At 63.7% G+C, this 22062-nt stretch carries 20 protein-coding genes, 9 tRNA genes and 1 other RNA gene; 7 read left to right on the plus strand and 23 right to left on the minus strand.

Translation table 11 applies throughout. The features are described from left to right. Positions 1 to 29: 29 nt before the first annotated feature. Positions 30 to 647 (minus strand): hypothetical protein, encoded by a 618-nt coding sequence (locus H4O11_RS09150; RefSeq protein WP_182339110.1) that lies wholly within the window; start codon positions 645 to 647, stop codon positions 30 to 32. Positions 648 to 1191: 544 nt separating this feature from the next. Here H4O11_RS09150 and H4O11_RS09155 point away from each other — a divergent pair. Continuing rightward, positions 1192 to 1788 carry an NAD(P)H-dependent oxidoreductase gene (locus H4O11_RS09155; protein WP_182339111.1) on the plus strand — a complete coding sequence of 199 codons (597 nt, stop codon included), beginning with the start codon at positions 1192 to 1194 and terminating at the stop codon, positions 1786 to 1788. Positions 1789 to 1792: 4 nt separating this feature from the next. Next, the gene (locus H4O11_RS09160; protein WP_182339112.1) at positions 1793 to 2413 is read left to right on the plus strand and encodes a TetR/AcrR family transcriptional regulator; all 621 of its coding nucleotides are present in this window, start codon (positions 1793 to 1795) and stop codon (positions 2411 to 2413) included. A 21-nt stretch (positions 2414 to 2434) separates the two neighbouring features. Here H4O11_RS09160 and H4O11_RS09165 read toward each other — a convergent pair whose 3' ends face one another. Beyond that, a complete protein-coding gene (locus H4O11_RS09165; protein WP_182339113.1) occupies positions 2435 to 2752 on the minus strand; it encodes a DMT family transporter in 318 nt (105 codons plus the stop codon). Positions 2753 to 3045: 293 nt separating this feature from the next. On the opposite strand from H4O11_RS09165, the gene ffs reads away from it, so the two are divergent. After that, positions 3046 to 3142, plus strand: an RNA gene (gene ffs, locus H4O11_RS09170) — signal recognition particle sRNA small type. A 170-nt stretch (positions 3143 to 3312) separates the two neighbouring features. Here the strand turns inward: ffs and H4O11_RS09175 are convergent. Both H4O11_RS09175 and H4O11_RS09180 read right to left on the minus strand, forming a co-directional pair. Then, a complete protein-coding gene (locus H4O11_RS09175; protein WP_182339114.1) occupies positions 3313 to 4110 on the minus strand; it encodes an MBL fold metallo-hydrolase in 798 nt (265 codons plus the stop codon). Beyond that, the gene (locus tag H4O11_RS09180) at positions 4110 to 4859 is read right to left on the minus strand and encodes a 3-deoxy-D-manno-octulosonic acid kinase (RefSeq protein ID WP_182339115.1); all 750 of its coding nucleotides are present in this window, start codon (positions 4857 to 4859) and stop codon (positions 4110 to 4112) included. The genes H4O11_RS09175 and H4O11_RS09180 overlap by 1 nt, the downstream gene beginning before the upstream one ends. A gap of 21 nt (positions 4860 to 4880) precedes the next feature. On the opposite strand from H4O11_RS09180, the gene H4O11_RS09185 reads away from it, so the two are divergent. Continuing rightward, on the plus strand, positions 4881 to 5927 hold the full coding sequence (locus H4O11_RS09185) for a glycosyltransferase family 9 protein (RefSeq protein WP_182339116.1): 1047 nt from the start codon (positions 4881 to 4883) through the stop codon (positions 5925 to 5927). Positions 5928 to 5987: 60 nt separating this feature from the next. Here the strand turns inward: H4O11_RS09185 and H4O11_RS09190 are convergent, their stop codons facing one another. Then, positions 5988 to 6389: a DUF6165 family protein gene (locus H4O11_RS09190; protein ID WP_182339117.1), complete on the minus strand. Its 402-nt coding sequence runs from the start codon at positions 6387 to 6389 to the stop codon at positions 5988 to 5990. 315 nt (positions 6390 to 6704) lie between these two features. Then, positions 6705 to 6795: transfer RNA gene (locus H4O11_RS09195), tRNA-Ser, on the minus strand. A gap of 161 nt (positions 6796 to 6956) precedes the next feature. Between H4O11_RS09195 and H4O11_RS09200 the strand changes: the two genes are divergently transcribed. After that, the gene (locus tag H4O11_RS09200) at positions 6957 to 7661 is read left to right on the plus strand and encodes a PP2C family protein-serine/threonine phosphatase (protein WP_182339118.1); all 705 of its coding nucleotides are present in this window, start codon (positions 6957 to 6959) and stop codon (positions 7659 to 7661) included. 45 nt (positions 7662 to 7706) lie between these two features. Here the strand turns inward: H4O11_RS09200 and dnaQ are convergent, their stop codons facing one another. The 3 genes from dnaQ to H4O11_RS09215 are packed head-to-tail and all read right to left on the minus strand — an operon-like array spanning position 7707 to position 9565. After that, positions 7707 to 8435: a DNA polymerase III subunit epsilon gene (gene dnaQ / locus H4O11_RS09205; protein ID WP_182339119.1), complete on the minus strand. Its 729-nt coding sequence runs from the start codon at positions 8433 to 8435 to the stop codon at positions 7707 to 7709. Between the two features lie 4 nt (positions 8436 to 8439). After that, positions 8440 to 8895 carry a ribonuclease HI gene (gene rnhA / locus H4O11_RS09210; protein WP_182339120.1) on the minus strand — a complete coding sequence of 152 codons (456 nt, stop codon included), beginning with the start codon at positions 8893 to 8895 and terminating at the stop codon, positions 8440 to 8442. Then, positions 8882 to 9565 (minus strand): class I SAM-dependent methyltransferase, encoded by a 684-nt coding sequence (locus H4O11_RS09215; RefSeq protein ID WP_182339121.1) that lies wholly within the window; start codon positions 9563 to 9565, stop codon positions 8882 to 8884. Before H4O11_RS09215 ends, rnhA begins: the two co-directional genes overlap by 14 nt. A gap of 11 nt (positions 9566 to 9576) precedes the next feature. On the opposite strand from H4O11_RS09215, the gene gloB reads away from it, so the two are divergent. Then, entirely contained in the window at positions 9577 to 10341 is a 765-nt protein-coding gene (gene gloB, locus H4O11_RS09220) for a hydroxyacylglutathione hydrolase (protein WP_182339181.1), read from the plus strand. Then, positions 10338 to 11543 carry a lytic transglycosylase domain-containing protein gene (locus H4O11_RS09225; RefSeq protein WP_182339122.1) on the plus strand — a complete coding sequence of 402 codons (1206 nt, stop codon included), beginning with the start codon at positions 10338 to 10340 and terminating at the stop codon, positions 11541 to 11543. Before gloB ends, H4O11_RS09225 begins: the two co-directional genes overlap by 4 nt. Before the next feature lie 84 nt (positions 11544 to 11627). Here the strand turns inward: H4O11_RS09225 and H4O11_RS09230 are convergent, their stop codons facing one another. The 14 genes from H4O11_RS09230 to H4O11_RS09295 all read right to left on the minus strand — a co-directional run bounded on the left by H4O11_RS09230 (position 11628) and on the right by H4O11_RS09295 (position 21629). After that, positions 11628 to 13586 carry a peptidyl-prolyl cis-trans isomerase gene (locus tag H4O11_RS09230; RefSeq protein WP_182339123.1) on the minus strand — a complete coding sequence of 653 codons (1959 nt, stop codon included), beginning with the start codon at positions 13584 to 13586 and terminating at the stop codon, positions 11628 to 11630. 155 nt (positions 13587 to 13741) lie between these two features. Beyond that, positions 13742 to 13818, minus strand: a tRNA-Asp gene (locus H4O11_RS09235). 106 nt (positions 13819 to 13924) lie between these two features. Next, positions 13925 to 14001: transfer RNA gene (locus tag H4O11_RS09240), tRNA-Asp, on the minus strand. A gap of 85 nt (positions 14002 to 14086) precedes the next feature. After that, positions 14087 to 14163 (minus strand) — tRNA-Asp (locus tag H4O11_RS09245). Positions 14164 to 14189: 26 nt separating this feature from the next. Then, a tRNA-Val gene (locus tag H4O11_RS09250) sits at positions 14190 to 14264 on the minus strand. Positions 14265 to 14275: 11 nt separating this feature from the next. Further along, positions 14276 to 14548 carry an HU family DNA-binding protein gene (locus H4O11_RS09255; protein WP_182339124.1) on the minus strand — a complete coding sequence of 91 codons (273 nt, stop codon included), beginning with the start codon at positions 14546 to 14548 and terminating at the stop codon, positions 14276 to 14278. A 205-nt stretch (positions 14549 to 14753) separates the two neighbouring features. Continuing rightward, positions 14754 to 17228 (minus strand): endopeptidase La, encoded by a 2475-nt coding sequence (lon, locus tag H4O11_RS09260; protein WP_182339125.1) that lies wholly within the window; start codon positions 17226 to 17228, stop codon positions 14754 to 14756. Positions 17229 to 17370: 142 nt separating this feature from the next. Then, complete coding sequence (gene clpX, locus H4O11_RS09265) at positions 17371 to 18660, minus strand: ATP-dependent Clp protease ATP-binding subunit ClpX (protein ID WP_182339126.1); 1290 nt, start codon at positions 18658 to 18660, stop codon at positions 17371 to 17373. Between the two features lie 126 nt (positions 18661 to 18786). Further along, complete coding sequence (gene clpP / locus H4O11_RS09270; RefSeq protein ID WP_182339127.1) at positions 18787 to 19413, minus strand: ATP-dependent Clp endopeptidase proteolytic subunit ClpP; 627 nt, start codon at positions 19411 to 19413, stop codon at positions 18787 to 18789. Positions 19414 to 19484: 71 nt separating this feature from the next. Next, positions 19485 to 20780: a trigger factor gene (tig, locus tag H4O11_RS09275; protein ID WP_182339128.1), complete on the minus strand. Its 1296-nt coding sequence runs from the start codon at positions 20778 to 20780 to the stop codon at positions 19485 to 19487. Between the two features lie 190 nt (positions 20781 to 20970). Then, a tRNA-Leu gene (locus H4O11_RS09280) sits at positions 20971 to 21055 on the minus strand. A gap of 137 nt (positions 21056 to 21192) precedes the next feature. Next, positions 21193 to 21268, minus strand: a tRNA-Lys gene (locus H4O11_RS09285). A 125-nt stretch (positions 21269 to 21393) separates the two neighbouring features. Beyond that, a tRNA-Lys gene (locus tag H4O11_RS09290) sits at positions 21394 to 21469 on the minus strand. An 83-nt stretch (positions 21470 to 21552) separates the two neighbouring features. Beyond that, positions 21553 to 21629: transfer RNA gene (locus H4O11_RS09295), tRNA-His, on the minus strand. Positions 21630 to 22062: the final 433 nt, after the last annotated feature.

Genomic DNA, 22062 nt, shown 5'->3' on the forward strand with positions numbered 1-22062 from the left:
AGAGGAAACTTTTTTTCTTACAACCGCCATCACCTATCCTCAGTCAAGTCTGAAACCACATCCCCATCAAGATCTTCGTCATCACTACTCAGGAGTCTACTCTTACGTCGCTTCTTCAAGCTTTCTTTGATGCTATCAAGATCTTTTTCTAATCTTTCCAACTGATACGCCAAGCCGGTTTCCTCGATTGCATATTTTACGCTATCGCCAAACTGGCGAGTCTCAAGGTAATGAGCCATCGCCTCTTTCGCGGCACCGTGAGCAATATCTTCAGCCGCTGATTTCGATAAAAACCTCAAAGTTAATACTGCCAATATTCCTATGAGGCCCAGCAAGACCCCCATCATCGTAATAATCGTCTGATAGAAGCTGCTAAGTGCAGAAACAACTTCGCCGTCACTCCATCGGTCCGGCTTCCTTTCCGGAATAGAAGCAGCCGGGGAACTCTCAGGCGCCTTGTCGATGACTCGCACCGGATTTTTTATCTTTTCCGCGACTGGGATCTGCGATTCGAATTGCTTTTGGAGATCGAATGCATGAACCCTCCAGACCTGGGCGAAGAAGAGGAAGAAACATATGACTATCAATGAGATGAGGACCCGGCGCTTGAGTCGAAGATTGGGGTCCGTCTTCCATGAGCTACTCATATCAAATTCCGGTCTCGTATGATGAGACATTGTGGACAATTGAATAACTTTTTGCTAGCCAGCCCTAGCTCGCACGCTGGAGCACCCGCTCGCCATGGGCACTTCAGCTTTGGCACTGTGGCGCTGAAAGCACGGTTCAGCTAGCATCCGGGACACACCACAGGACACAAATCCGGTTTGTGGACGCCTGCGGAGCTAGGCGGGACGGTCAAGGTACTGCTTCCCCCTCTCTCCGCAGGACAAAACAAAACAGGCCACCCGACGGGGTGGCCTGTTTTGTTTTGTCCTGCAGAAGGGCGACAGATGAGAAGCCCCGCCGGGGTTCGACGGTTCTGCAGGAGCAGAACCGGACAGCCGAATGGCTGGCCCTGCAGCGCGCAGCGCGGTAGGGCTGGGCGCATGGATGCACCCAGAAATCCCCCCAACTCCTCACTACCTTCGCGACCAACGCATCACCAATCCTGAACCACCCCACTGCCACGAATAGACAACCTACCAACAGTAAGTTACTAATGGTAACCACAAATTCCGTGGATACCCCAACATGCATGCCCTGATCGTCGTCGCCCATCCCACCCCCACCTCCCTCACCCACGCGATCGCGAGCCGGATCGCGGAAGGCATCACCGGTTCCGGTCCGGGAAACACCGCCGAGATCGCCGATCTCGCCGCCGAGCGCTTCGATCCCCGCTTCAATCCAGCCGACATCGCGCGGTTCGAGAAGCGCGCTGCTGCGCCGACCGATGTCGCCGCCGAGCAGGCACGCATCGACCGCGCAGACACGCTGGTGCTGGTGTATCCCATCTACTGGTGGTCCTTTCCTGCCCTGCTGAAGGGGTGGATTGATCGCGTCTTTACGCAGGGCTGGGCTTATGAAGACGGTGCGGATGGCAAGGTCAGCAAAAAGCTGCAGCGCCTGCAGGTACATCTGGTTGCCAATGGCGGTGCGGACCAGGGCACGATGGATCGGCATGGTTACGCCAAGGCGATGACGACCCAGATCGACCATGGCATCTTCGACTATTGTGGTGCGCGTGTACTGAGCTCCAGCCTGCTGCTCGCCTCCGATCCCGGCTTCCCCGCCGCGCATCTGGATACCGCGCTGGACATCGGGCGCCGCATCGTTTCAGCAGAGGATTGAACCCTTGTCCAAACGCGCCACCACCGCCAATGCAACTGCAGCGTCCAGTGCGCGTCGTCGGCTGCCGCGCGAGGAGCGCACGCGCCAACTGCTCGATGTCGCATGGAAATTGATCAACGATGAAGGCACCGATGAGTTGACCCTTGCGCGGCTTGCTGAGGCGGCAGGCGTTACCAAACCCATCACCTACGATCATTTCAGCACCCGTAATGGCCTGCTGGCCGCGCTGTACGAGGACTACGACACACGGCAGACCGCCATCTTCGACGCCGCTATCGAGGCCGCACGATCTACGCTGCAGGAAAAGGCACGCGTGATGGCATCAAGCTACGTCGATTGCGTACTGACCCAGGGACGTGAGATTTCCGGTGTACTGGCCGCGCTCTGCGGTTCACCGGAACTGCTTGAAGTGAAACGCAGCTACCAATATGCCTTCATCGAAAAATGCCAGGGCATCTTCGCGCCCTTCGCTGGCCCACAGGGTGTCGCACCGGCCGGCATGTGGGCAATGCTCGGTGCCGCCGATGCGCTTTCCCAGGCGGCAGTTGACGGCGATGTCACCGACACGCAGGCCAAGGAAGAGCTGCAGCAAGCCATCGTGTCGATGGTGAAGCGAAGCAGATAAGCAGGCTGCAGCCATCCGGAATCAACTACTGGACAGCTTCATCAACACCAATCCACAGACGATCAGCACCGCCGCGCCAATCCGCATCGCGCTCACCTGCTCACCCAGGAACAGGATGCCGACCACGAACGCGCCGACCGCGCCGATGCCCGTCCAGATCGTGTAAGCGGTGCCCAATGGCAGCGTGCGCATCGCCACGGCCAGCAGCCAGAAGCTGGCAATCATGCCAACCAAGGTGATGATCGTAGGGGTCAACCTGCTGAAGCCTTCGGACTGTTTCATCGAAACAGCCCAGACGATTTCCAGCAGGCCAGCAAAGAACAGCGCAATCCAGGCCATGGCGGCCTCCTTTGTAGGGGCCAGGCCGTCCTGGACAGTAGAACCCGATATGGGGGAGGCCGTTCCTCCGGGCTGGGATTCTAGCAACGGCAAGCGCGTTGGGGCATTGCTGCAGATGGGGGGTTACAACCGATTCAGCGCGCGCGTCTGGCTAACGCTCCCCCGCATGCGCTAGAATGCACGCCTGCCATCGCCCAGCGATGCGCAGTCCGGACGTGGTCTCTGGCGCGATGCGCCGCTTCCCTGCTCCGCGAACTGGCCACCTCCACCGTGGCCACGTCTCTATGGCGGCCCCGTCGGCCCCTCGCGACGCTAGATCGAAAATCCCGCCAGGGCCGGAAGGCAGCAACGGTATCGATCGACGCGGGCGCCGAGGTCAGCCGGCGGGGTCGCCACCTTTTCAGGCCCTGGAAAAGCATGGATGGCCCTCGCCCTCCATGGCGTCGGGCATGCCCGGCAGTGCATCAGCGTTCGTGACACCAGCGGGACACGCCGCCCGGCATGGCGCGGCGCTACAGGTACGACACCCGACACCCGTGACGGGCATGGCCCGTCACTACCTACAGCGCGGGTCCATGACCCGCTTCTCCAGTTGCAGGATCGTGCATCGGCACCTGCATCGCCGTCGGTGATGCCAGCGGCACGCACTGCCCCGGTTCGGCCACGCGATGCCCCCGCGCACGCAGCGCATTGCCATCGTCCACGCTGGCGTAGTGGTACAGCATCATCCGTGAGCGCAGTTCGGCACTGTACTCGCGCTCCAGATCATCCACCCCGGTATGCGAGGGGTTGCCGTGCAGACCACAGTCATGGGCGATCAACTCGTTGTCGCCGGCAAACCGGGCCAGCATCTCGGGAATCGGACGGGTATCGCCGCTCCAGGTCACTGCCCCCTTCAGGCGCAGCCCATATGCCGTCTCCGGCCAATGATGCCGCGCGGGAAACACCTCCAGCCGCACGCCCTCATGCCAGAACGCCTCGCCGACCACGACCAGTTGGAATGCATCCCAGAAATTGGCACCGCCTTCGGCCAGCACGTTCGGGTAATCACCGATGCGCTTGTGCAGCAGCGGTACCACCGGTGCAGGCACGTACAGGCGCACCTTGCCACGCCGTTGCGCATTGAAATAGGTATCCACGAACAGGCGCTCGAAGCCCGCCACATGGTCCAGATGCACATGGGTGACGAACAGCGCCTGCGGCATATGGCCGTAGTGCGCATGGAAAGCGGTCAACCCTTCGCCGCCGCAGTCGATGGTCAACCATGGCTGGCCGTCGCGCTCGATCACCGACATCGGCGAACCCAGTTCCACCGCCGATGCATTGCCGACGCCCAGGAAACGCAGCGACCAGTCCATCAGGTTCCCCGGTTCCAGGCCATGTCGTAGGCACGGCGCAGCCGGGCGAAGTCTTTTTCCACTTCATCCACGCTGCGCTCGCCGCGCAGCTTCAACAGCGACCGCAGCAGGCGCTTGAGGTTACGTTCGCGCCAGGCCGTGGCCGGGATGCGCTGCACGCCACGATCAAAGTCGATCAGCCAGCCGTGCCCGTTGCCGTCGAACAGGATGTTGTGTGCGTTGAGGTCGGCATGGTCCAGCCCCGCGCGATGGAAACGAGCGATCAGCCGACCCGTCTCTTCCCATGGGGCCCCCCGTCCGGCCACCAGCGCGCGGTCGGCCAGCGAGCGCACCGCCTCGATACGCTCCATCAGGATGGCGCAGCGATAACGCAGGCCTTCACGCATATAGAACGCGGCAATGGGCCGCGGCACCGGCAGCTTCAGCTCGCGCAGTGCGCGCATCAGGCGAAATTCGGCAAAGCTGCGGGTGTGCTCCGAGCCGCGCCATAGGTATTTGTCCTGTACCAGCTTGGCCACCAACCCGCCGCGACGGTAGTGCCGCAGCACACTGGCGCCAAACGGCGCGTCCACGAACCAGGCACTGCCGCGCCCCCCCTCGTCCACCGGCCGTGCACGGTCGCCCCAGTGCTGCGCGGAGAACAGGCTGGCGTCTGCTTGCCGCAGCCGCTCGCGGTCGAACAGAATGGCACCCATGCCGCGTCCATCGCGGCAGGGCGTCAGGGCTTCATTGGCGTCGAATGCGACCATTCTCTCGAGTCTAACAACACCATGGCATCAACGTCCTCTTCCCTGTGCCTTTTGCGTTTGTCCGCGCTCGGGGACGTGACCCATGTGGTGCCGCTGGTACGCACCCTCCAGGCCGCACATCCAGGCATGCCCATCCACTGGGTGATCGACAAGGTCGGCCTGAAACTGCTGGATGGATTGCCCGGCGTTACCTTCCATGCCTATGACAAGAAGACCGGCCTGGCCGGCATGCGCGCCCTGCGTGCCGCGCTGCCGGCAGGGCGCTTCGATGCCCTGCTGCAGATGCAGGTGGCCTTCCGCGCGAACGTGCTGTCGGCCTTCATACCAGCCCGCCGCCGCATCGGTTATGACCGCAGCCGCTCCAAGGACCTGCATGGGTTGTTCATCAACGAACGCATCCCGGACCGCCCCGGCATCCACGTGCTGGATGCCATTGGCAGCTTCTGCGAACCCCTGGGGCTGGAACAGACCGAGGTCAGCTGGGATCTTGCAGTGCCGCAGGCGGCCCATGATTGGGCGCAGGCGCAGTGGCAGGATGACGGTCGCCCGGTGCTGATGATTTCGCCCTGTTCCAGCCACGTGCGCCGCAACTGGTATCCCGACCGCTATGCGGCCGTGGCAAACCATGCCACCGCGCGCGGCTGGCAGGTAGTGCTGTGCGGCGGCCGCAGCACGCTGGAACGCGACACGACCGATGCAATCCAGGCCCAGCTTGCCCAGCCGGCACTGGACCTGGTAGGCAAGGACACGTTGAAGCAGCTGCCTGCCCTGCTGGCGCGCGCGGCGCTGGTGATGACGCCCGATTCCGGGCCAATGCACATTGCCAATGCGATGGGCAGCAAGGTGCTGGGCCTGCATGCGGCCAGCAATCCCCACCGCAGCGGCCCCTACTCTGATCGCCGTTACTGTGTCGACCGTTATGACGATGCCGCGCAGAAGTATCTCGGCAAGCCAGCCAGCGCATTGAAATGGGGCACCAAGATCGAGTTCGACGACGTGATGCAATTGATCACGGTGGAAGATGGCATCGCCGCGTTCGAACGGTATGTGGCCGATCACCTGGCCTGAGTACGCCGCTGCGTTCGCCGGGCAAGGCTCGGCACTACCGCCACTACCCGCGTCCAGGGATCAGCGAGCGTTGTAATCCTTGTATGACTTCTCTTCTACGTAGGCCGAGCCCAGCGCCAGGTTGATCGCCTTCTTGATCCGCGCGCGCTCGTCGTTCTGCAGGTAGACGCTGCGCGCCAGCTCGATGAATGCCGGACCAAAATCACCGCCCCTGTCCTTCAGCCGGATGTTGTCTTCGATGTCCCACAGCCGTTCGTTGACGGCCTTCAGGTCGGCGCGCAGCTGGGCGATATCCTTGCCGCCCGCCGGGTGTTCCATCCAGGCCCGCTCCAGCGCAGACAACTCGGTGCGCACGTTGGCCAGCTTGGCCTCGTCGCTGATGCGCTCGGACTTGATCTGCAGGATGGATATCTTGTCCAGCAACTCGCCAAAGGCGACCGGGACGAGGATTTCAGCGGTCATGGGGGGCATCCGTTAAGTGAGACCGGCATTTTAGCGGACGTGGCGTGTAACGCCGGTGGTCTGCACGCCCAATGGAGGCACAAGCCCCTCTGGGGGCTGCCCCGACAGGGGCGGGGAGAGGCAGGCAAAGGAGAGGGGGGATTGCTGGGTGCATCCCTGCACCCAGCCCTGCGCGCCGCGCGCTCCGGGCCAGCCATTCGCTTGTCCGGTTCTGCTGCTGCAGAACCGTCGAACCCCGCGTGGGTTCTCTCCTGCCTGCTCTCCGCCAGACAAAAAGAAAAGGGCCACCCGTTGGGTGGCCCTTTTCTTTTTGTCTGGCGGAGAGGGGGGGATTCGAACCCCCGAGGCGCTATAAACGCCTGCCTGATTTCGAGTCAGGTACATTCAACCGCTCTGCCACCTCTCCGGTTTCCCCGGCGAACCGGGGACGCGCATGATACGAGGATGCGCGGTCATCCACAAGCCTCCACCCCTGGAAGATGAAATCTTCCTGAGCCGGGCGCTTGCCGGATGTCCGGGGCACCGCGATGATGCCGTTCTCCCTGCAATACACCCTTGCCCCACCCCATGATCGAATTCGGACACCTCACCCACCCCGGCCTGCGCCGCGCGCTCAACGAGGACACCTACTACGGTGACGGAGAGCTGTCGCTGTGGCTGGTGGCCGACGGCATGGGGGGCCATGCCTGTGGCGAGGTGGCCAGCGCGCTGGCGCGCGAGACCATCGTCCGGGAGATCCGCCGTGGCGCATCGCTGGCGCAGGCCATCCGCACCGCCGACGAGGAGATCATCCGCGCTTCGCGCCGGCGTAACGACACCCTGCCCATGGGCACCACGGTGGTCGCTGCACGCGTGCAGGGCAACCGCTATGAAGTGGCCTGGGTCGGCGACAGCCGCGCGTACCTGTGGCGCGACGGGCAACTGGCCCAGCTCAGCCAGGACCATAGCGTGGTGCAGGAAATGATGGCGCAGGGCAACCTGACCCCGGAACAGGCGCGCGCGCATCCGCACCGCAACGTGGTCACCCAGGCACTGGGGGTCACCGACCCGGCACACCTGAACGTGGCGACCACCGCCGGTGAACTGCGTCCCGGCATGCAACTGTTGCTGTGCAGCGACGGCCTGACCGAAGAACTGGATGACAGCGGCATCTCCCGCACCCTGGCCTTCGACGATGCCAGCGCCCAGGAATGCGTCGACACCCTCGTAGCCGCCGCCCTGGACGGCGGCGGCTCGGACAACATCACGGTAATCCTGGTGCGCTGCCACTAAGCGCTGCCGGGGTTCGTTGCGCGTCTGGAGGAAAGCCCCCCTGGATCAGGCGACGGCGGCTTCTTCGGCCTTCGGGCCATCCCACAGCGCGTGGCCAGCCTTCTTGCGCAGGCGCTCCAGCCGCGCCGCATGGGCTTCCAGCTCCGATGCGGTGGCCTGCACGCGCGGACGCGGCAGCAGTTTGGACGGATCGAACCCCTGCATGGCAGCAGCACCCGCCCCTCCCTCCTCGCCCAGGTCGAAGCCCAGGTCATCCTGGCCGGAGGTCAGCGCGATATAGACATCGCCAAGGATCTGCGCATCGAGCAGGGCGCCGTGCAACTGACGATGGGAGTTGTCTACGCCCAGCCGCTTGCACAGCGCGTCCAGTGAATTGCGTTGCCCCGGGAAGCGCTCGCGTGCCAACGCCAGGGTGTCCACCACGGTGCAACGGTCGGCGATGCGGCCGTATTGGGGGCCCAGCCGCGCCAGTTCGCTGTCCAGGAAGCCCAGGTCGAACGCGGCGTTGTGGATGATCAGCTCGGCACCGTCAATGAAGGCCAGGAACGCGTCGGCCACCTGCGCGAAATCCGGCTTGTCGGCCAGGAAATCCAGGGTCAGCCCAGTGACTTCCTGCGCCCCGGGCTCGAAGTCCACGTCCGGCTTCAGGTACTGGTGGTAGTTGTTGCCACTGGGCCGTCGCTTGAACAGCTCCACGCAACCGATTTCAACGATCCGGTTGCCCTTCTGCCAGGCCAGGCCGGTGGTTTCTGTATCAAGGATGATCTGACGCATGCGCTCAGTTTACCGCCACGCCGCTGTCGCGGACCTGCATGGCCGCATTCCGCGCCAGCGTATCCACGCGCTCGTTGTCCGGGTCACCGGAATGCCCCTTCACCCAGCGCCAGTCGATCTGGTGGCGCAGGGTGGCGGCATGCAGGCGCTCCCACAGCTCACGGTTCTTTACCGGCGCACCGCCGGCGGTCTTCCAGTTCTTGCGGATCCAACCCGGCATCCATTCGGTCAGCCCCTGCCGCACATACTGTGAATCGGTATAGAGCACGATCTGGCACGGCTCGCTCAGAGCCTCCAAACCGGAAATGGCAGCCATCAGCTCCATCCGGTTGTTGGTGGTGTGCGCTTCGCCGCCGCTCAACTCGCGTTCGTGCGCCTTGTAACGCAGCAACGCCGCCCAGCCGCCGGGGCCGGGGTTACCGAGGCAGGAGCCGTCGGTGTGTACTTCAATGGTCTTCATTCGTTTCCAGGATCGATCGGGTCATGCCGGGCGTGGGCATCGGCCCGCGCCAGCGCATGCGGACGGGCGTGGGGCCCGGCAGTGCAAAGGTTCGCTTTTCAGCGCTGAACAGGCAGGCAGCACGCAGCGCCGCCAGGTTGAAGCGGCGACGCGACGCGGCCGGCCACATGGGCCCGACATAGCGCGTGTCATCGCACTCCAGCCCTACCCTCTCCAGCAACTGGCGCAGGCGCTGCGGGGTGCGCACCACCATGCCGTGCCGGCGCCATTGCGCGCGGTAGGGACTGAAAGGATTGAGGCTGCTGAGCAGCAATCGCCCGCCGGGCATCAGCACGCGCTCACATTCGGCCAGCAGCGCGGCCGCATCTGCAGCGGTGACATGCTGCAGGATCACCACGCGGACACTTTCGTTGGGCAGCGGCAGCGGCAGCGCGCAACGCGCTTCCCCGGCATACCCCTGGCCATCGCGGAACAGGCGCAGCCCCCGCCCGCCGAGCAATGCCCCGTCCAGCCAACGGGCGCTGGGCGTGATCCACAGCCAAGGTGGGCCTGGCAGCGTCGGCAACTGCGGCAGCAGCAGTTGCTGCTCCAGCAGGAACAGTTCCTGCGCCGGTTCACTGTCGAACCAGGAGGTGGGTGTCGCTTGACGGAGGCTTGGCAGCGCGGGCATGGTCCGATTCTATGCGACTGACTGCCCTGCCCGCATTTGCGGACAACTACATCTGGTGCCTGAGCGCCGACGACGGCGCTGCCGTGGTCGTCGATCCGGGCGATGCCGCGCCGGTGCTGGCTGCGGTCGACGCCGGCCTGCGCCCGCAGGCGATCCTGCTCACCCACCACCATGACGATCACATCGGCGGGGTGCCGGCACTGCAGCAGCGATTTCCCGGCATCAGGGTGATCGCGCCGCGCGAAACGCGCATTCCGACAGCCACCGAGCGCGTCACCGAGGGTGAACGCGTTCAGGCACTGGGGCAGATGTTCCACGTAGTATCCGTGCCCGGGCACACTCTCAGCCATGTCGCGTTTCACACTGATGAACATCTTTTCAGTGGTGACGCATTGTTCAGCCTGGGCTGTGGGCGCCTGTTCGAAGGTACGCCGTCCCAGTTGCTGGCCACCATGCGCAGCCTGGCGTCCCTGCCGGCGCAACTGCTTGTCTGTTGCGCGCACGAATACACCGTGTCAAATGCCGTCTTCGCGCGGCATGTCGACCCCGCCAACGCTGCCATCCGGCAGCGCCAAGAGGAGGCCTTGGCCATGCGCCGCGATGATCGCTCCACCCTGCCGGTTACGCTGGCACAAGAACTGGACGGCAATCCGTTCCTGCGTACCCACACCGCGCCGATCCGTGCGGCGGTGTCGGCTCACCTGGGGCGGGAGGTCACCGACGATGTCGACGTAATGGCCGGACTTCGGCACTGGAAAGACGGCTTTCGCGCATGAAGCGCCGAACTCTGTCGCTGGCCCTGGGCATCCTGCTGGGGCTCGCCGGAACCGCCAACGCGCAACCGCTGGGTGCGGGCATCACCCAGAACATGGCCGGCTTGACCGCCCTTCCGCTGGAGGCCGGCACGTTGCCGCCGCCCAGCGTACGCAACGGCCAGGACATCTTCGCCAGCTTCCGCGCCGGCCTGGCCGAGCCTACCTGTGACATCGAGGCCACCAGCCCGCGCTGGCGGAAGCAGTTCGCGCATGCACCGGCGCGGCTGGCCAACCAGAATGACGACGCGCTGGTGCTGTTCGGCTATGTGGTCGAAGAGCTGCGCAAGGCCAGCCTGCCCACCGAATTCGCACTGATCCCGTTCGTGGAAAGTGGCTACCGCCCCAATGCACGCAGCAATGCCGGGCCGGCCGGCCTGTGGCAATTCATCGCCACCACCGCCCGCAACCATCGGGTGCCGATGAGCGAGGGCTACGATGGGCGGCTGTCTGCCGTGGATTCCACCCAGGCTGCCGTGCGTTACCTGAAGACGCTGCATGGCATGTTCGGCGGCGATTGGCGGCTGGCCACCATGGCCTACAACGCCGGTGAATACCGGGTGCTGCAGAGCCTGCGCAAGGCCGGCATGAACTCCAGCAATGCACGCCCTTCCGATCTGCCGGGCCTGTCTCCGATCACCTATGCCTACGTGGAGAAGCTGCACGCGCTGGCCTGCGTGCTGGAAAACGCCGAAGAACAACCTTCGGTGATGGCCTCGCTGGACCGCACCGTGCCGGTACTGAAAAGCCACACCCTGCCCGCCGGTACCAGCGTGCAGCAGTGGGCCGCGCAACGCGCGCTGGATCCTGCCCGCATCGCCCGCCTGAACCCCGCTGCCTCCAACAGTGGCGCACGCCCGAAAGGAGCGCCGGTGCGCCTGCTGGCACCGGTGAATCCGATGGCAGCGACTGCAGCCGTCGCACAGGTCGGCAGCGGTACGGCAACAGCCGCGGTGGCGACTGTACAGCCAGCGCCGGATGCGACGCACACCGTAGCCAGCAGCGCTGACCGGCCACGTAATCGCCGCCATACCGTGCGCAGTGGCGAGTCTGCCTGGACCATCGCCCGCCGCTACGGCATGCCGGTCAAAGCCCTGCTGAGCCTCAACGGCCTGAGTGGCAAGAGCGTACTCAAGCCCGGTGCGGTGTTGCGCATCGAGGATTGATCGACCCGGCGCCGTAGCGTGCGTGCAGACAGAAAAAGGCCCGGCATCGCTGCCGGGCCTTTTCGTTCACCGTTCAACCAACCTTTACAGGTTCGCTTCAGTGGTCTGCACCAGGAAGCGCTTGCGGGTGGACTTGATGAACGCGTCCGCCGCCGCCATGCCGTCGATCTGGCTCAGCTGCTGCTTGAGCTGCTGGCGTTGTTCGGCGGTCACTTCCTTGACGTCACCCGGGCTGACCTTGGTCACCGCGAACACTACCGTGCGGCCCTGCACGTCCACCTTGCCGTAGCTCGGCTTGCCTTCTGCCGGCAGCGGCGCGCTGAACACGGCCTGGTTGACCTCCACGGTCGGCACCGGCTGGGTGCGTGGCAGCCCCGGCATCGGGCTCACCTGCAGCTTCTCGACCTGTGCCAGGCCCTGCAGGGTCTGGCCTGCGTTCAACTTGGCCAGCAACGCGTCAGCCGCCTTTTCCGTCGCTTGGCGCATGCGGTCGGCACGAATGGCGGCGATCACCTGCTCACGCGCCTTGTCCAGCGGAATCGCCTGTTCCGGGGTGTGTTCGGCCACGCGGATCACGACACTATGGTTGCCGGCGGCATCCAGTTCGATCGGGTCGCTGGAGGTGCCATCCTGGACCAGGATGTCGGAGAACGCCGCGCGCAGCACTGCCGGATTGGCAGCAATGCCCGTGGCGGTCTGTCGCGAGAACGGCCCAACCGTCTGCAGCGGCAGATTGACCGCCTGCGCCGCAGCCGCCAGGTCGCTCGGGCTCTTGTTGGTGGCATCCACGACACGGCCGGCCAGTTCGTTGTAACCACGCTCACCATCGGCCTTGATCTGTTCGGCCAGCAACTGGTCGCGCACTTCCTCGAACGGCTTGCCTTCACCGCCACGCACTTCGCGCACCTGGATCACGTGATAGCCGAAGTCCGACTTCACCGGGCCGACGATCTCGCCGGCCTTGGCCGCGAATACCGCGTCTTCGAACGGCTTGACCATGGCACCATGTTCCACCCAGCCCAGGTCGCCGCCCTGCTCCTTGGAGCCGGTATCGGCCGAATTGGCCCGGGCCAGTGCCGCGAAGTCGGCACCGGCCGCCTTGGCCTCGGCAGCCAGCTTGGCCGCCTTCGCTTCGGCACCGTCGCCGTTTTCGATCAGGATGTGCGAGGTCAGGCGCTGTTCCGGCGTCGCAAAGCGTGCCTTCTCGTCGTCATAGCGCTTGCGCAGCGTGGCCTCGTCCGGAGCGGCCGGCGGCGGCAGCGCCGTACCGTCGATATCCACGTACTCCAGCGTGACCATCTCGGCCTGGCGGAAGTCGCGGGTGTGGCCGTCATACCACTGCTTGATCTGCGCGTCGGTCACCGGCGCGGTATCGGCCGGCTGCTCGGGCAGCATGGCGATCTCGACGTCACGGGTTTCGCCCAACAGCTTGAGCAGGCGTTCGGTCTCGGCTTCGGTGACGAAGCCGGAATTCTGCAGGGCACTGGGAATGATCGACTGCTGCAGGCTGGTGCGCACCAGTTGCTCGAACATGGCCGGGGTACGCGGCGGATTGCCGCTGGCCAGCGCGATGCGGTACTGGTCGCCGTTGAACTTGCCGTCGGCCCCCAGGAAAGCCGGGATGGTGGCGATGTAGTCGCGCACGGCGGCATCACCGATCACTACGCCGGACTGCTCACCGGCCAGGCGCACCACTTGTTCGTCGACCAGCTGGTCCAGCACGGCCAGCTTGTTCTCGGCGCTTTCGAAGGCGCGCGGATCGAAGTCCTCGCCCTGCTGCTGGCGCACGCGCGCGCGCTCCTGCTCGAACCGCTCGCGGAATTCCTGCGAGGTGATCTCATGGTGCTTCCACAGCAGGCGCGCCGGCCACCAGGAAGGAGCGGACGTCCACCAGCTCGGCGGCGCCGACACTTTGGCCACGTTCTGCGCACCAACGCCACCAAGGTAGCTGTTGTCGATGACGAACAGGAACGGGATCATCAGCAGCCCCAGGATCACGGTGACGATCCAGCCCGAGGTCTTGTCGCGAAGTTTCTGCAGCATGGGAAAAATCAAGGCCTGATTGGCGAGCCCGGCAGTGTAACCCGCTTCGCGGCAGGCTCCAAAAGCCGCGGCGCCGAAAGCCAGGCCGCTGGCCCAGCCCGGGACCGCCGGAACAAAAAAAAAGCCCCTGGCTTTCACCAGGGGCTTTCCATTCGTGGCGGAGCGGACGGGACTCGAACCCGCGACCTCCGGCGTGACAGGCCAGCATTCTAACCAGCTGAACTACCGCTCCGCGTTGAAACTTTGCAGGCGCACATTCTATCCGAAGATGTCCTGGTTGCCCAGCCTGATGAACACTTTTTTCAGGAGTTTTTCACGAGGCCTTACCATATCTGCAGTGGCGGAGCGGACGGGACTCGAACCCGCGACCTCCGGCGTGACAGGCCAGCATTCTAACCAGCTGAACTACCGCTCCGTGCTGCAAAACCCACGCTCCCTCCGCAGCCATGGCCCTGGAGAAAACAAAGCCCCCAGGATGAACCCGGAGGCCTCTTTGAAAATGGCGGAGCGGACGGGACTCGAACCCGCGACCTCCGGCGTGACAGGCCAGCATTCTAACCAGCTGAACTACCGCTCCACATTTCAATCTTTACTGCGGTGCTGTGGTGGGTGCTGAGGGTTTCGAACCCCCGACCCTCTCCGTGTAAAGGAGACGCTCTACCACTGAGCTAAGCACCCCAGCGAGCCGCTTAGTTTACAGCATCCTTCAGGGCCTTGCCAGCCTTGAACGACGGATTCTTCGAAGCAGCGATCGCGATGGTGTCGCCGGTCTTCGGGTTGCGGCCGGTGCGTGCAGCACGGTCACGGACCTGGAAGGTGCCAAAGCCGACCAGCGTCACTGCATCGCCACCCTTCAGTGCCTTGGTGACGGCAGCAACGACGGCATCGACAGCACGGGCGGACTCGGCCTTGGTCAGGTCAGCGGTCTCGGCAACGGCGTCGATCAATTCGGTCTTGTTCATTCTCTACAGCTCCTTATAGCGGGGGACCCGCGGATATAGCCAGGGAAGCCATCATTCGTTGCAGCACGAACGATGACACTACGGATCGATTCGGCGAATCCCTTGCAGCTGATTCGCGAGTGCTGCTTTTATACCAGTGGCCCTACCCCCGCGCAAGCCGAAAACCCAGCAATGACGCGGGTTTCGGCCGTTTGTAAAGCACATCTCAGTGCTTGACGCGCGTGGTGGAAGGTGTCTTGCCCTTGCTGCGAACCGTGACACGCTGCGCCGTCTTGCGCACCTTCTTCGGCGTGAGCGGACGCTCGAGCGCCAGGTCGAGTACTTCCTCGATGTATTTCACCGGCACGATCTCGATGTCCCGGGTGACATTGGCCGGAATATCCGCCAGATCCTTGCGGTTCTCCTCGGGGATGATGACCGTGCGGATGCCACCGCGCAGCGCCGCAAGCAGCTTCTCCTTCAGGCCACCAATGGCGGTGACACGGCCGCGCAAGGTGATTTCGCCAGTCATGGCAACGTCGGCACGCACCGGCACCTTGGTCAGGATGGATACCAGCGAGGTGACCATCGCCGCGCCCGCACTGGGGCCGTCCTTGGGCGTGGCGCCATCGGGCACGTGCACGTGCACGTCCTGCTTCTGCAGGAAGCCGACGTCGATGCCCATCTGTGCGGCACGCGAACGCACCACCGACAACGCGGCGGAAGCGGATTCCTTCATGACATTGCCCAACTGGCCGGTCAGGATCAGCTGGCCCTTGCCTGGCACCAGCGTCGATTCGATCTGCAGCAGTTCGCCACCGACCTCGGTCCAGGCCAGCCCGGTGACCAGGCCGACTTCATTCTCTTCTTCGGCACGGCCGAAATCGAAGCGGCGCACGCCGAGGTACTTGTCCAGGTTGCTGGCGTCGACCACCACCAGTGCCTTCTTCTTCGCAGCCGCCTTCCTGCCGGCCTTGGCAGCCTTCGCCGGCTTGGCCAGGCCTGCGGGGCCAGCCAGGGCGATTTCCTTCACCACCTTGCGGCAGATCTTGGCCACTTCGCGCTCCAGGTTGCGCACGCCGGATTCGCGCGTGTAATACCGCACGATATCGACGATGGCCTCGCTGGCGATGTCCAGCTCTTCCGCCTTCAGGCCGTTGGCCTTCAACTGCTTGGGTACCAGGTAGCGCATGGCGATGTTGAGCTTCTCATCCTCGGTATAGCCGGGGATGCGGATCACTTCCATGCGGTCCAGCAGCGGGCCCGGAATGTTCAGCGAGTTCGAGGTGGCCACGAACATCACTTCGGACAGGTCCAGGTCCACTTCCAGGTAGTGGTCGTTGAAGGAATGGTTCTGTTCCGGGTCCAGCACTTCCAGCAGCGCCGAGGACGGATCGCCACGGAAATCCATCGACATCTTGTCGATTTCGTCGAGCAGGAACAGCGCGTTCTTGCTGCCGACCTTGTTGAGGTTCTGCACGATGCGGCCCGGCATCGAGCCGACGTAGGTGCGGCGATGGCCACGGATTTCGGCCTCGTCGCGCACGCCCCCCAGGCTCATGCGCACGAACTTGCGGTTGGTGGCCTTGGCGATGGACTGGCCCAGGGAGGTCTTGCCCACGCCCGGCGGCCCGACCAGGCACAGGATCGGGCCCTTCATCTGCTTCACGCGCGACTGCACCGCCAGGTATTCCAAGATGCGGTCCTTGACCTTGTCCAGGCCGTAATGATCGGCATCCAGCGTGTCCTGCGCGGCCTTCAGATCCTTGCGCACCTTGGTGCGCTTCTTCCACGGCACGCCCAGGATCCAGTCGAGGTAGTTGCGCACCACGGCCGCCTCGGCGGACATCGGCGACATCTGCTTTAGCTTGCCCAGCTCGGCCTTGGCCTTGGTTTCCACCGGCTTGGGCATGCCCGCCTCGGCGATCTTGCGCGTCAGCTCTTCCATCTCGCCCGGCGCATCGTCCAGGTCACCCAGTTCCTTCTGGATGGCCTTCATCTGTTCGTTGAGATAGTACTCGCGCTGGCTCTTCTCCATCTGCGACTTCACGCGGCCGCGGATGCGCTTTTCCATCTGCTGCACGTCGATCTCGCCGTCGACCAGGCCGACCAGCATTTCCAGGCGCTCACCGACGGGCAGCACTTCCAGCAGCCGCTGCTTGTCGGCCAGGCGCACGCTGATGTGCGCGGCGATGGTGTCGGCCAGGCGCGCCGGCTCTTCGATGCCCGCCAGGGTCTGCAGCAGCTCCGGCGGCAGTTTGCGGTTGGTCTTGACGTACTGTTCGAACAAGGACATCAGCGAACGGGCGATCGCCTCGATCTCGCGTGCCTCGCGATCATCGTCGGCCTGTATCTCCACGGCCTGGCCCTGCAGGGCGCCATCACGTTCGCCCACCTGCGTCACCTGCACGCGCGACAGCCCTTCCACCAGCACCTTGATGGTGCCATCAGGCAGCTTCAACAGTTGCAGCACCTGGGCCAGCGTGCCGACCTGGTACAGGTCGGATTCCTGCGGATCGTCGGTCTCGGCCGACTTCTGCGCCACCAGCAGGATGCGCTTGTCGGCCTCCATCGCCTTTTCCAGTGCGTGCATGGACTTGTCGCGGCCGACGAACAGCGGGATGACCATGTGCGGGAACACCACCACGTCACGCAGCGGCAGTACCGGCAGGTCGAGAGTCTCAGTTGGGGAACGGGCCATGGGGGCTCCAGGAAGGGGGGAATACCGCCTCCGGCACTGGCTGGGCCGGAGACAAAAAAGCCGATGGCCCCGTTATGGGGCCATCGGCATCAGGATGCAAGCTGTCTTGAGAAAGTTCTTTCAATTCAACAAATTGAAAGAATCACTCGGCCCCGGCGGCCTTCTGCTCAGGGGCCGGTGGCGTCTGGTAGATCAGGTAGGGTTCGGACTTGTGCTCGATGACCGATTCGTCCACCACCACCTTGCTCACGTTCTCCTGCGACGGCAGGTCATACATGGTGTCCAGCAGGACCGATTCGACGATGGTGCGCAGGCCACGGGCACCGGTCTTGCGCTTGAGCGCCTTGCGGGCGATGGCAGCCAGTGCGTCGGGCCGGAACTCCAGCTCGACGTTTTCCATGTCGAACAGCTTCTTGAACTGCTTGGTGATGGCGTTCTTCGGCTCGGTCAGGATGGTGATCAGCGCCGCCTCGTCCAGCTCTTCCAGCGTGGCGACCACCGGGAGGCGGCCGACGAACTCCGGAATCAGGCCGAATTTGATCAGGTCTTCCGGCTCCACTTCAGCCAGCAGCTTGCCGATCTCCTGCTTGCGCTCGCTGCTCTTCACCTTGGCCCCGAAACCAATGCCGCCGGCTTCGGTGGACCGCTGCTGGATCACCTTGTCCAACCCGGCGAACGCGCCGCCGCAGATGAACAGGATGTTCTTGGTGTCCACCTGCAGGAATTCCTGCTGCGGGTGCTTGCGGCCGCCCTGCGGCGGCACGCTGGCCACGGTGCCTTCGATCAGCTTCAGCAGCGCCTGCTGCACGCCTTCGCCGGACACATCGCGGGTGATCGACGGGTTCTCACTCTTACGCGAGATCTTATCGATTTCGTCGATGTAGACGATGCCCTGCTGCGCCTTCTCGACATCGTAGTCGCACTTCTGCAGCAGCTTCTGGATGATGTTCTCCACGTCCTCGCCCACGTAACCGGCTTCGGTCAGCGTGGTGGCGTCAGCCATGGTGAACGGCACGTTGAGCAGCCGGGCCAGGGTCTCGGCCAGCAGCGTCTTGCCCGAACCGGTAGGGCCGACCAGCAGGATGTTCGACTTCGCCAGTTCGACTTCGTCGTTCTTCTGCCGGCTCTCGATGCGCTTGTAATGGTTGTACACGGCAACGGCGAGCGTGCGCTTGGCACGGTTCTGGCCGATGACGTACTGGTCCAGGGCCTCAAGGATCTCGCGCGGCTTGGGCAGTGAACTGCGGGCCGACTGCGCCTTCTCTTCAAGCTCTTCACGAATGATGTCGTTGCACAGCTCCACGCATTCATCACAGATGAATACGCTAGGACCGGCAATGAGCTTGCGCACCTCGTGCTGGCTCTTGCCGCAGAAGGAGCAGTAAAGAATCTTGCCGCTGTCCGTGGAACGACCTTGGCGGTCTTCGCTCATGCTTCGCTTACCCAGTTACCCCACCCGTGCGACGGGGGTTCAATTCGAGAATAACACAGGGTCCGGAGGGCACCAGCCCTACCCGACCCTGCAAGTCCAGTCGGAAATCCGACCATGTAGCTGTCATCAACCGGCCTGGATCGACTCATCCGGGCGACGCTCCAGTACCTGGTCGACCAGGCCATAGGCCTGCGCTTCCACCGCACTCTTGAAGTTGTCGCGCTCGGTATCGCGGGCGATGGTCTCCAGCGACTGGCCGGTATGCCGTGCCAGCACCTCGTTCAGGCGCGCACGCAGGGTCAGGATTTCGCGGGCGTGGATGTCGATATCCGTCGCCTGGCCCTGGAAGCCGCCCAGCGGCTGGTGGATCATCACGCGGGAGTTCGGCAGCGCATAGCGCTTGCCGGCCGCACCGGATGCCAGCAACAGAGCGCCCATCGAGGCCGCCTGACCGATGCAGATGGTGGCCACGTCCGGCTTGATGTATTGCATGGTGTCGTAGATCGCCATGCCGGCCGTGACCACGCCACCGGGCGAGTTGATGTAGATGCTGATGTCCTTTTCCGGGTTTTCCGCTTCCAGGAACAGCAGCTGCGCCACCACCACGTTGGCCATGTGATCATCGATCGGGCCCACGAGGAAGATCAGGCGCTCCTTCAACAGGCGCGAATAGATGTCGTAGGCGCGCTCGCCACGGGCGGTCTGCTCGACCACCATCGGAACCAGATTGAGGGCTTTGGTTCGGTTGTCCATATCGTGAGGCACCTATGTAGAGGGAGGAACTACCCCGCACCTTGCGGCACGGGGTCCGACTTCGGCATCACTCAGCCGCGGATGGCGTCCTGGAAGGACAGCGTCTCCTCGGTGTGCTGGGCGCGCTCGGCGATCCAGTCGATCACCTGCTCTTCCATCACGCGGTTCTGCAGACCCGACATGAGCTGGGGGTCATTGCGGTACATCTCAATGACCTGCTCCGGCTCTTCGTAGGTCGAAGCAATCAGGCGCATGGTTTCGTTCAGACGCTTCGGCTCCAGCTTCAGGTCGTTGATGCGGGCCACTTCGCCGACCAGCAGGCCAACCAGCACGCGCTTGGCAGCAGCGTCCTTGAAACCTTCGTGGGCATCGGCCGGCACCTGGCCCGGGTCACGGCCACTGCGGCGGATCTGCTCGACCTGCTGGGCGAGCATGGCGCGGGCCTCGTTCTCGACCAGGCGCGGCGGCAGTTCGACCGAGGAATAGGCGGCGATCAACTGCTCGCCCACTTCGCGGCGCAGGCGGTTCATCAGCGCGCCCTTCAGTTCGCGCTCCAGGTTGGCGCGGATGTCCTTGCGGAACTGCTCCACGTCGCCCGCCTTGACGCCGAAGCTCTTGATGAACGCATCGTCGACTTCCGGCAGGGATTCCTCGGACACTTCGGTGACCTTGACCGTGACCTGCACGGTCTTGCCGGCCAGCGCTTCAACGCGCCAATCCGCCGGAAAATCGACGTCCAGGGTCTTTTCCTCACCCTTTGCCAGGCCGACCAGCGCCTTTTCGATGGTTTCGAACATCATGTTCTGGCCGACGATGATCGTGCCCTTTTCGGTCCCTTCAGCCGGCAGGCGTTCGTCGCCGGCCTGCGAGAAGGTTTCCAGCGCAACCAGGTCACCTTCCTGGGCGCCACGTGCTACCGGCTCCCAGGTGCGGCGCTGCTGGCGCAGGTTCTCGATCATCTGGTCGATGTCGGCGTCGCCGATCTCGGCCACGTGACGCACCACGCTCAGCTTGGCAACGTCGATCTCGCCAAATTCCGGCACCAGCTCGACAGTGGCCACGAACGACAGATCGCCCTGCTCGCCCGGATCGATGCGGGGGCTGCCGACAACACGCAGATCGTGCTCACGGATCGCGGCATCAAAGGTTTCGCGCAGCAGGCCATCGACGGCCTCGCCACGGACCTGGGCCCCGAAGCGCTGCTCGATCACCTTTGCCGGCACCTTCCCCGGGCGGAAGCCCTTGATGCGCGTGGTGCGGGCGATTTCGCCCAGACGGCCACTGATGTGGGTCTGCAGGCGGTCTTCCGGCAGCGAGAAGCTCAGGCGGCGTTCCAGGTTGCCGGTGGATTCGATCGAAGCTTGCATGTTGACTCCTGCCACCGGCGGCCCCTGGCCACCGGCTCGATGTGATGGACGAAACGGTTGAAGGACGCGGCATCATGGACGCGCATGCCCGCCGCAGCCCTTTAGTTTGGACGATATCGGGCCACACTGCCAGCGGGGCCGGCCTGGCATCCGCCAGGGGGAAGCCCCCTGTCACGGGCAAGCCGGCCGATGGTGCGAAAGGCGGGACTCGAACCCGCACGCCTTGCGGCACTGGAACCTAAATCCAGGGCGTCTGCCAATTCCGCCACTTTCGCAGGGCCGACCTGCGTATTGTCGCAGGGTACGACTGCCTTTTGGTAGAGCCGGGCCATGTCCCGCAGTGACGCGCCTGGCCCGTCATGACCGGTCGGACAAGAAAAAAGCCACCAGGGATTTCCTGGTGGCTTTCGTCTGGTGGGCCGTCAAGGATTCGAACCTTGGACCTATTGATTAAGAGTCAACTGCTCTACCAACTGAGCTAACGGCCCGAAATCGGGGGGCGAATTATGGCCTGGACGCCAACAGGGATGCAAGCACTTTTGAGCGGGGGCGCGGAACCGGAACCCAGCCAGGAAAGAAAAAAGCCACCAGGGATTTCCTGGTGGCTTCTGTCTGGTGGGCCGTCAAGGATTCGAACCTTGGACCTATTGATTAAGAGTCAACTGCTCTACCAACTGAGCTAACGGCCCCAAAAACTAGACGAATATTCTAACGCGCGATCCGTCCTGCTGCAATGGCCGGTTCGCTTTCGGCAAACCCGCCTGGTAACCAGTGGGGTGGCTGAGGGGATTCGAACCCCCGACCACCGGAATCACAATCCGGTACTCTAACCAACTGAGCTACAGCCACCACTGAAACACCCATTCCCCTGCTGGAAAGCGGCAGGAAGAACTTCCAATCTTCTGGACGTGTCATCGAGCAGATGCCCCGACCAAGTCCGACATTTTTACGGAGTCAGGAAGGAAATGCAAGCCTTTCTTCACGCAGAAGATCGCTTGCCGCATGCGCCGCACTGCCCATGATCACGACCTGCCGCGCCCGCCCAGCAACCAGGCGTTGTCGCCATCCACCCGTGCAGGCGCGCGTTGTCCATCGCGTCCCGCCATGACGGCAGCCACAGACATCTCCTGCGTCGAAGCGATGCGCAGCAAGCCTTGGCGGCCCTCCTGGCGCACAGGAACCGGCAGGCATCCCCTCCACTGCGATTGACCAAAGCAATTGCAGATTCCGGCTAACAACATGACCACCAATCGTCATTTGGAGCCAAGCAGCACGACATGTC

Source organism: Stenotrophomonas tumulicola (assembly GCF_014117215.1).
Classification (GTDB): domain Bacteria; phylum Pseudomonadota; class Gammaproteobacteria; order Xanthomonadales; family Xanthomonadaceae; genus Stenotrophomonas; species Stenotrophomonas tumulicola.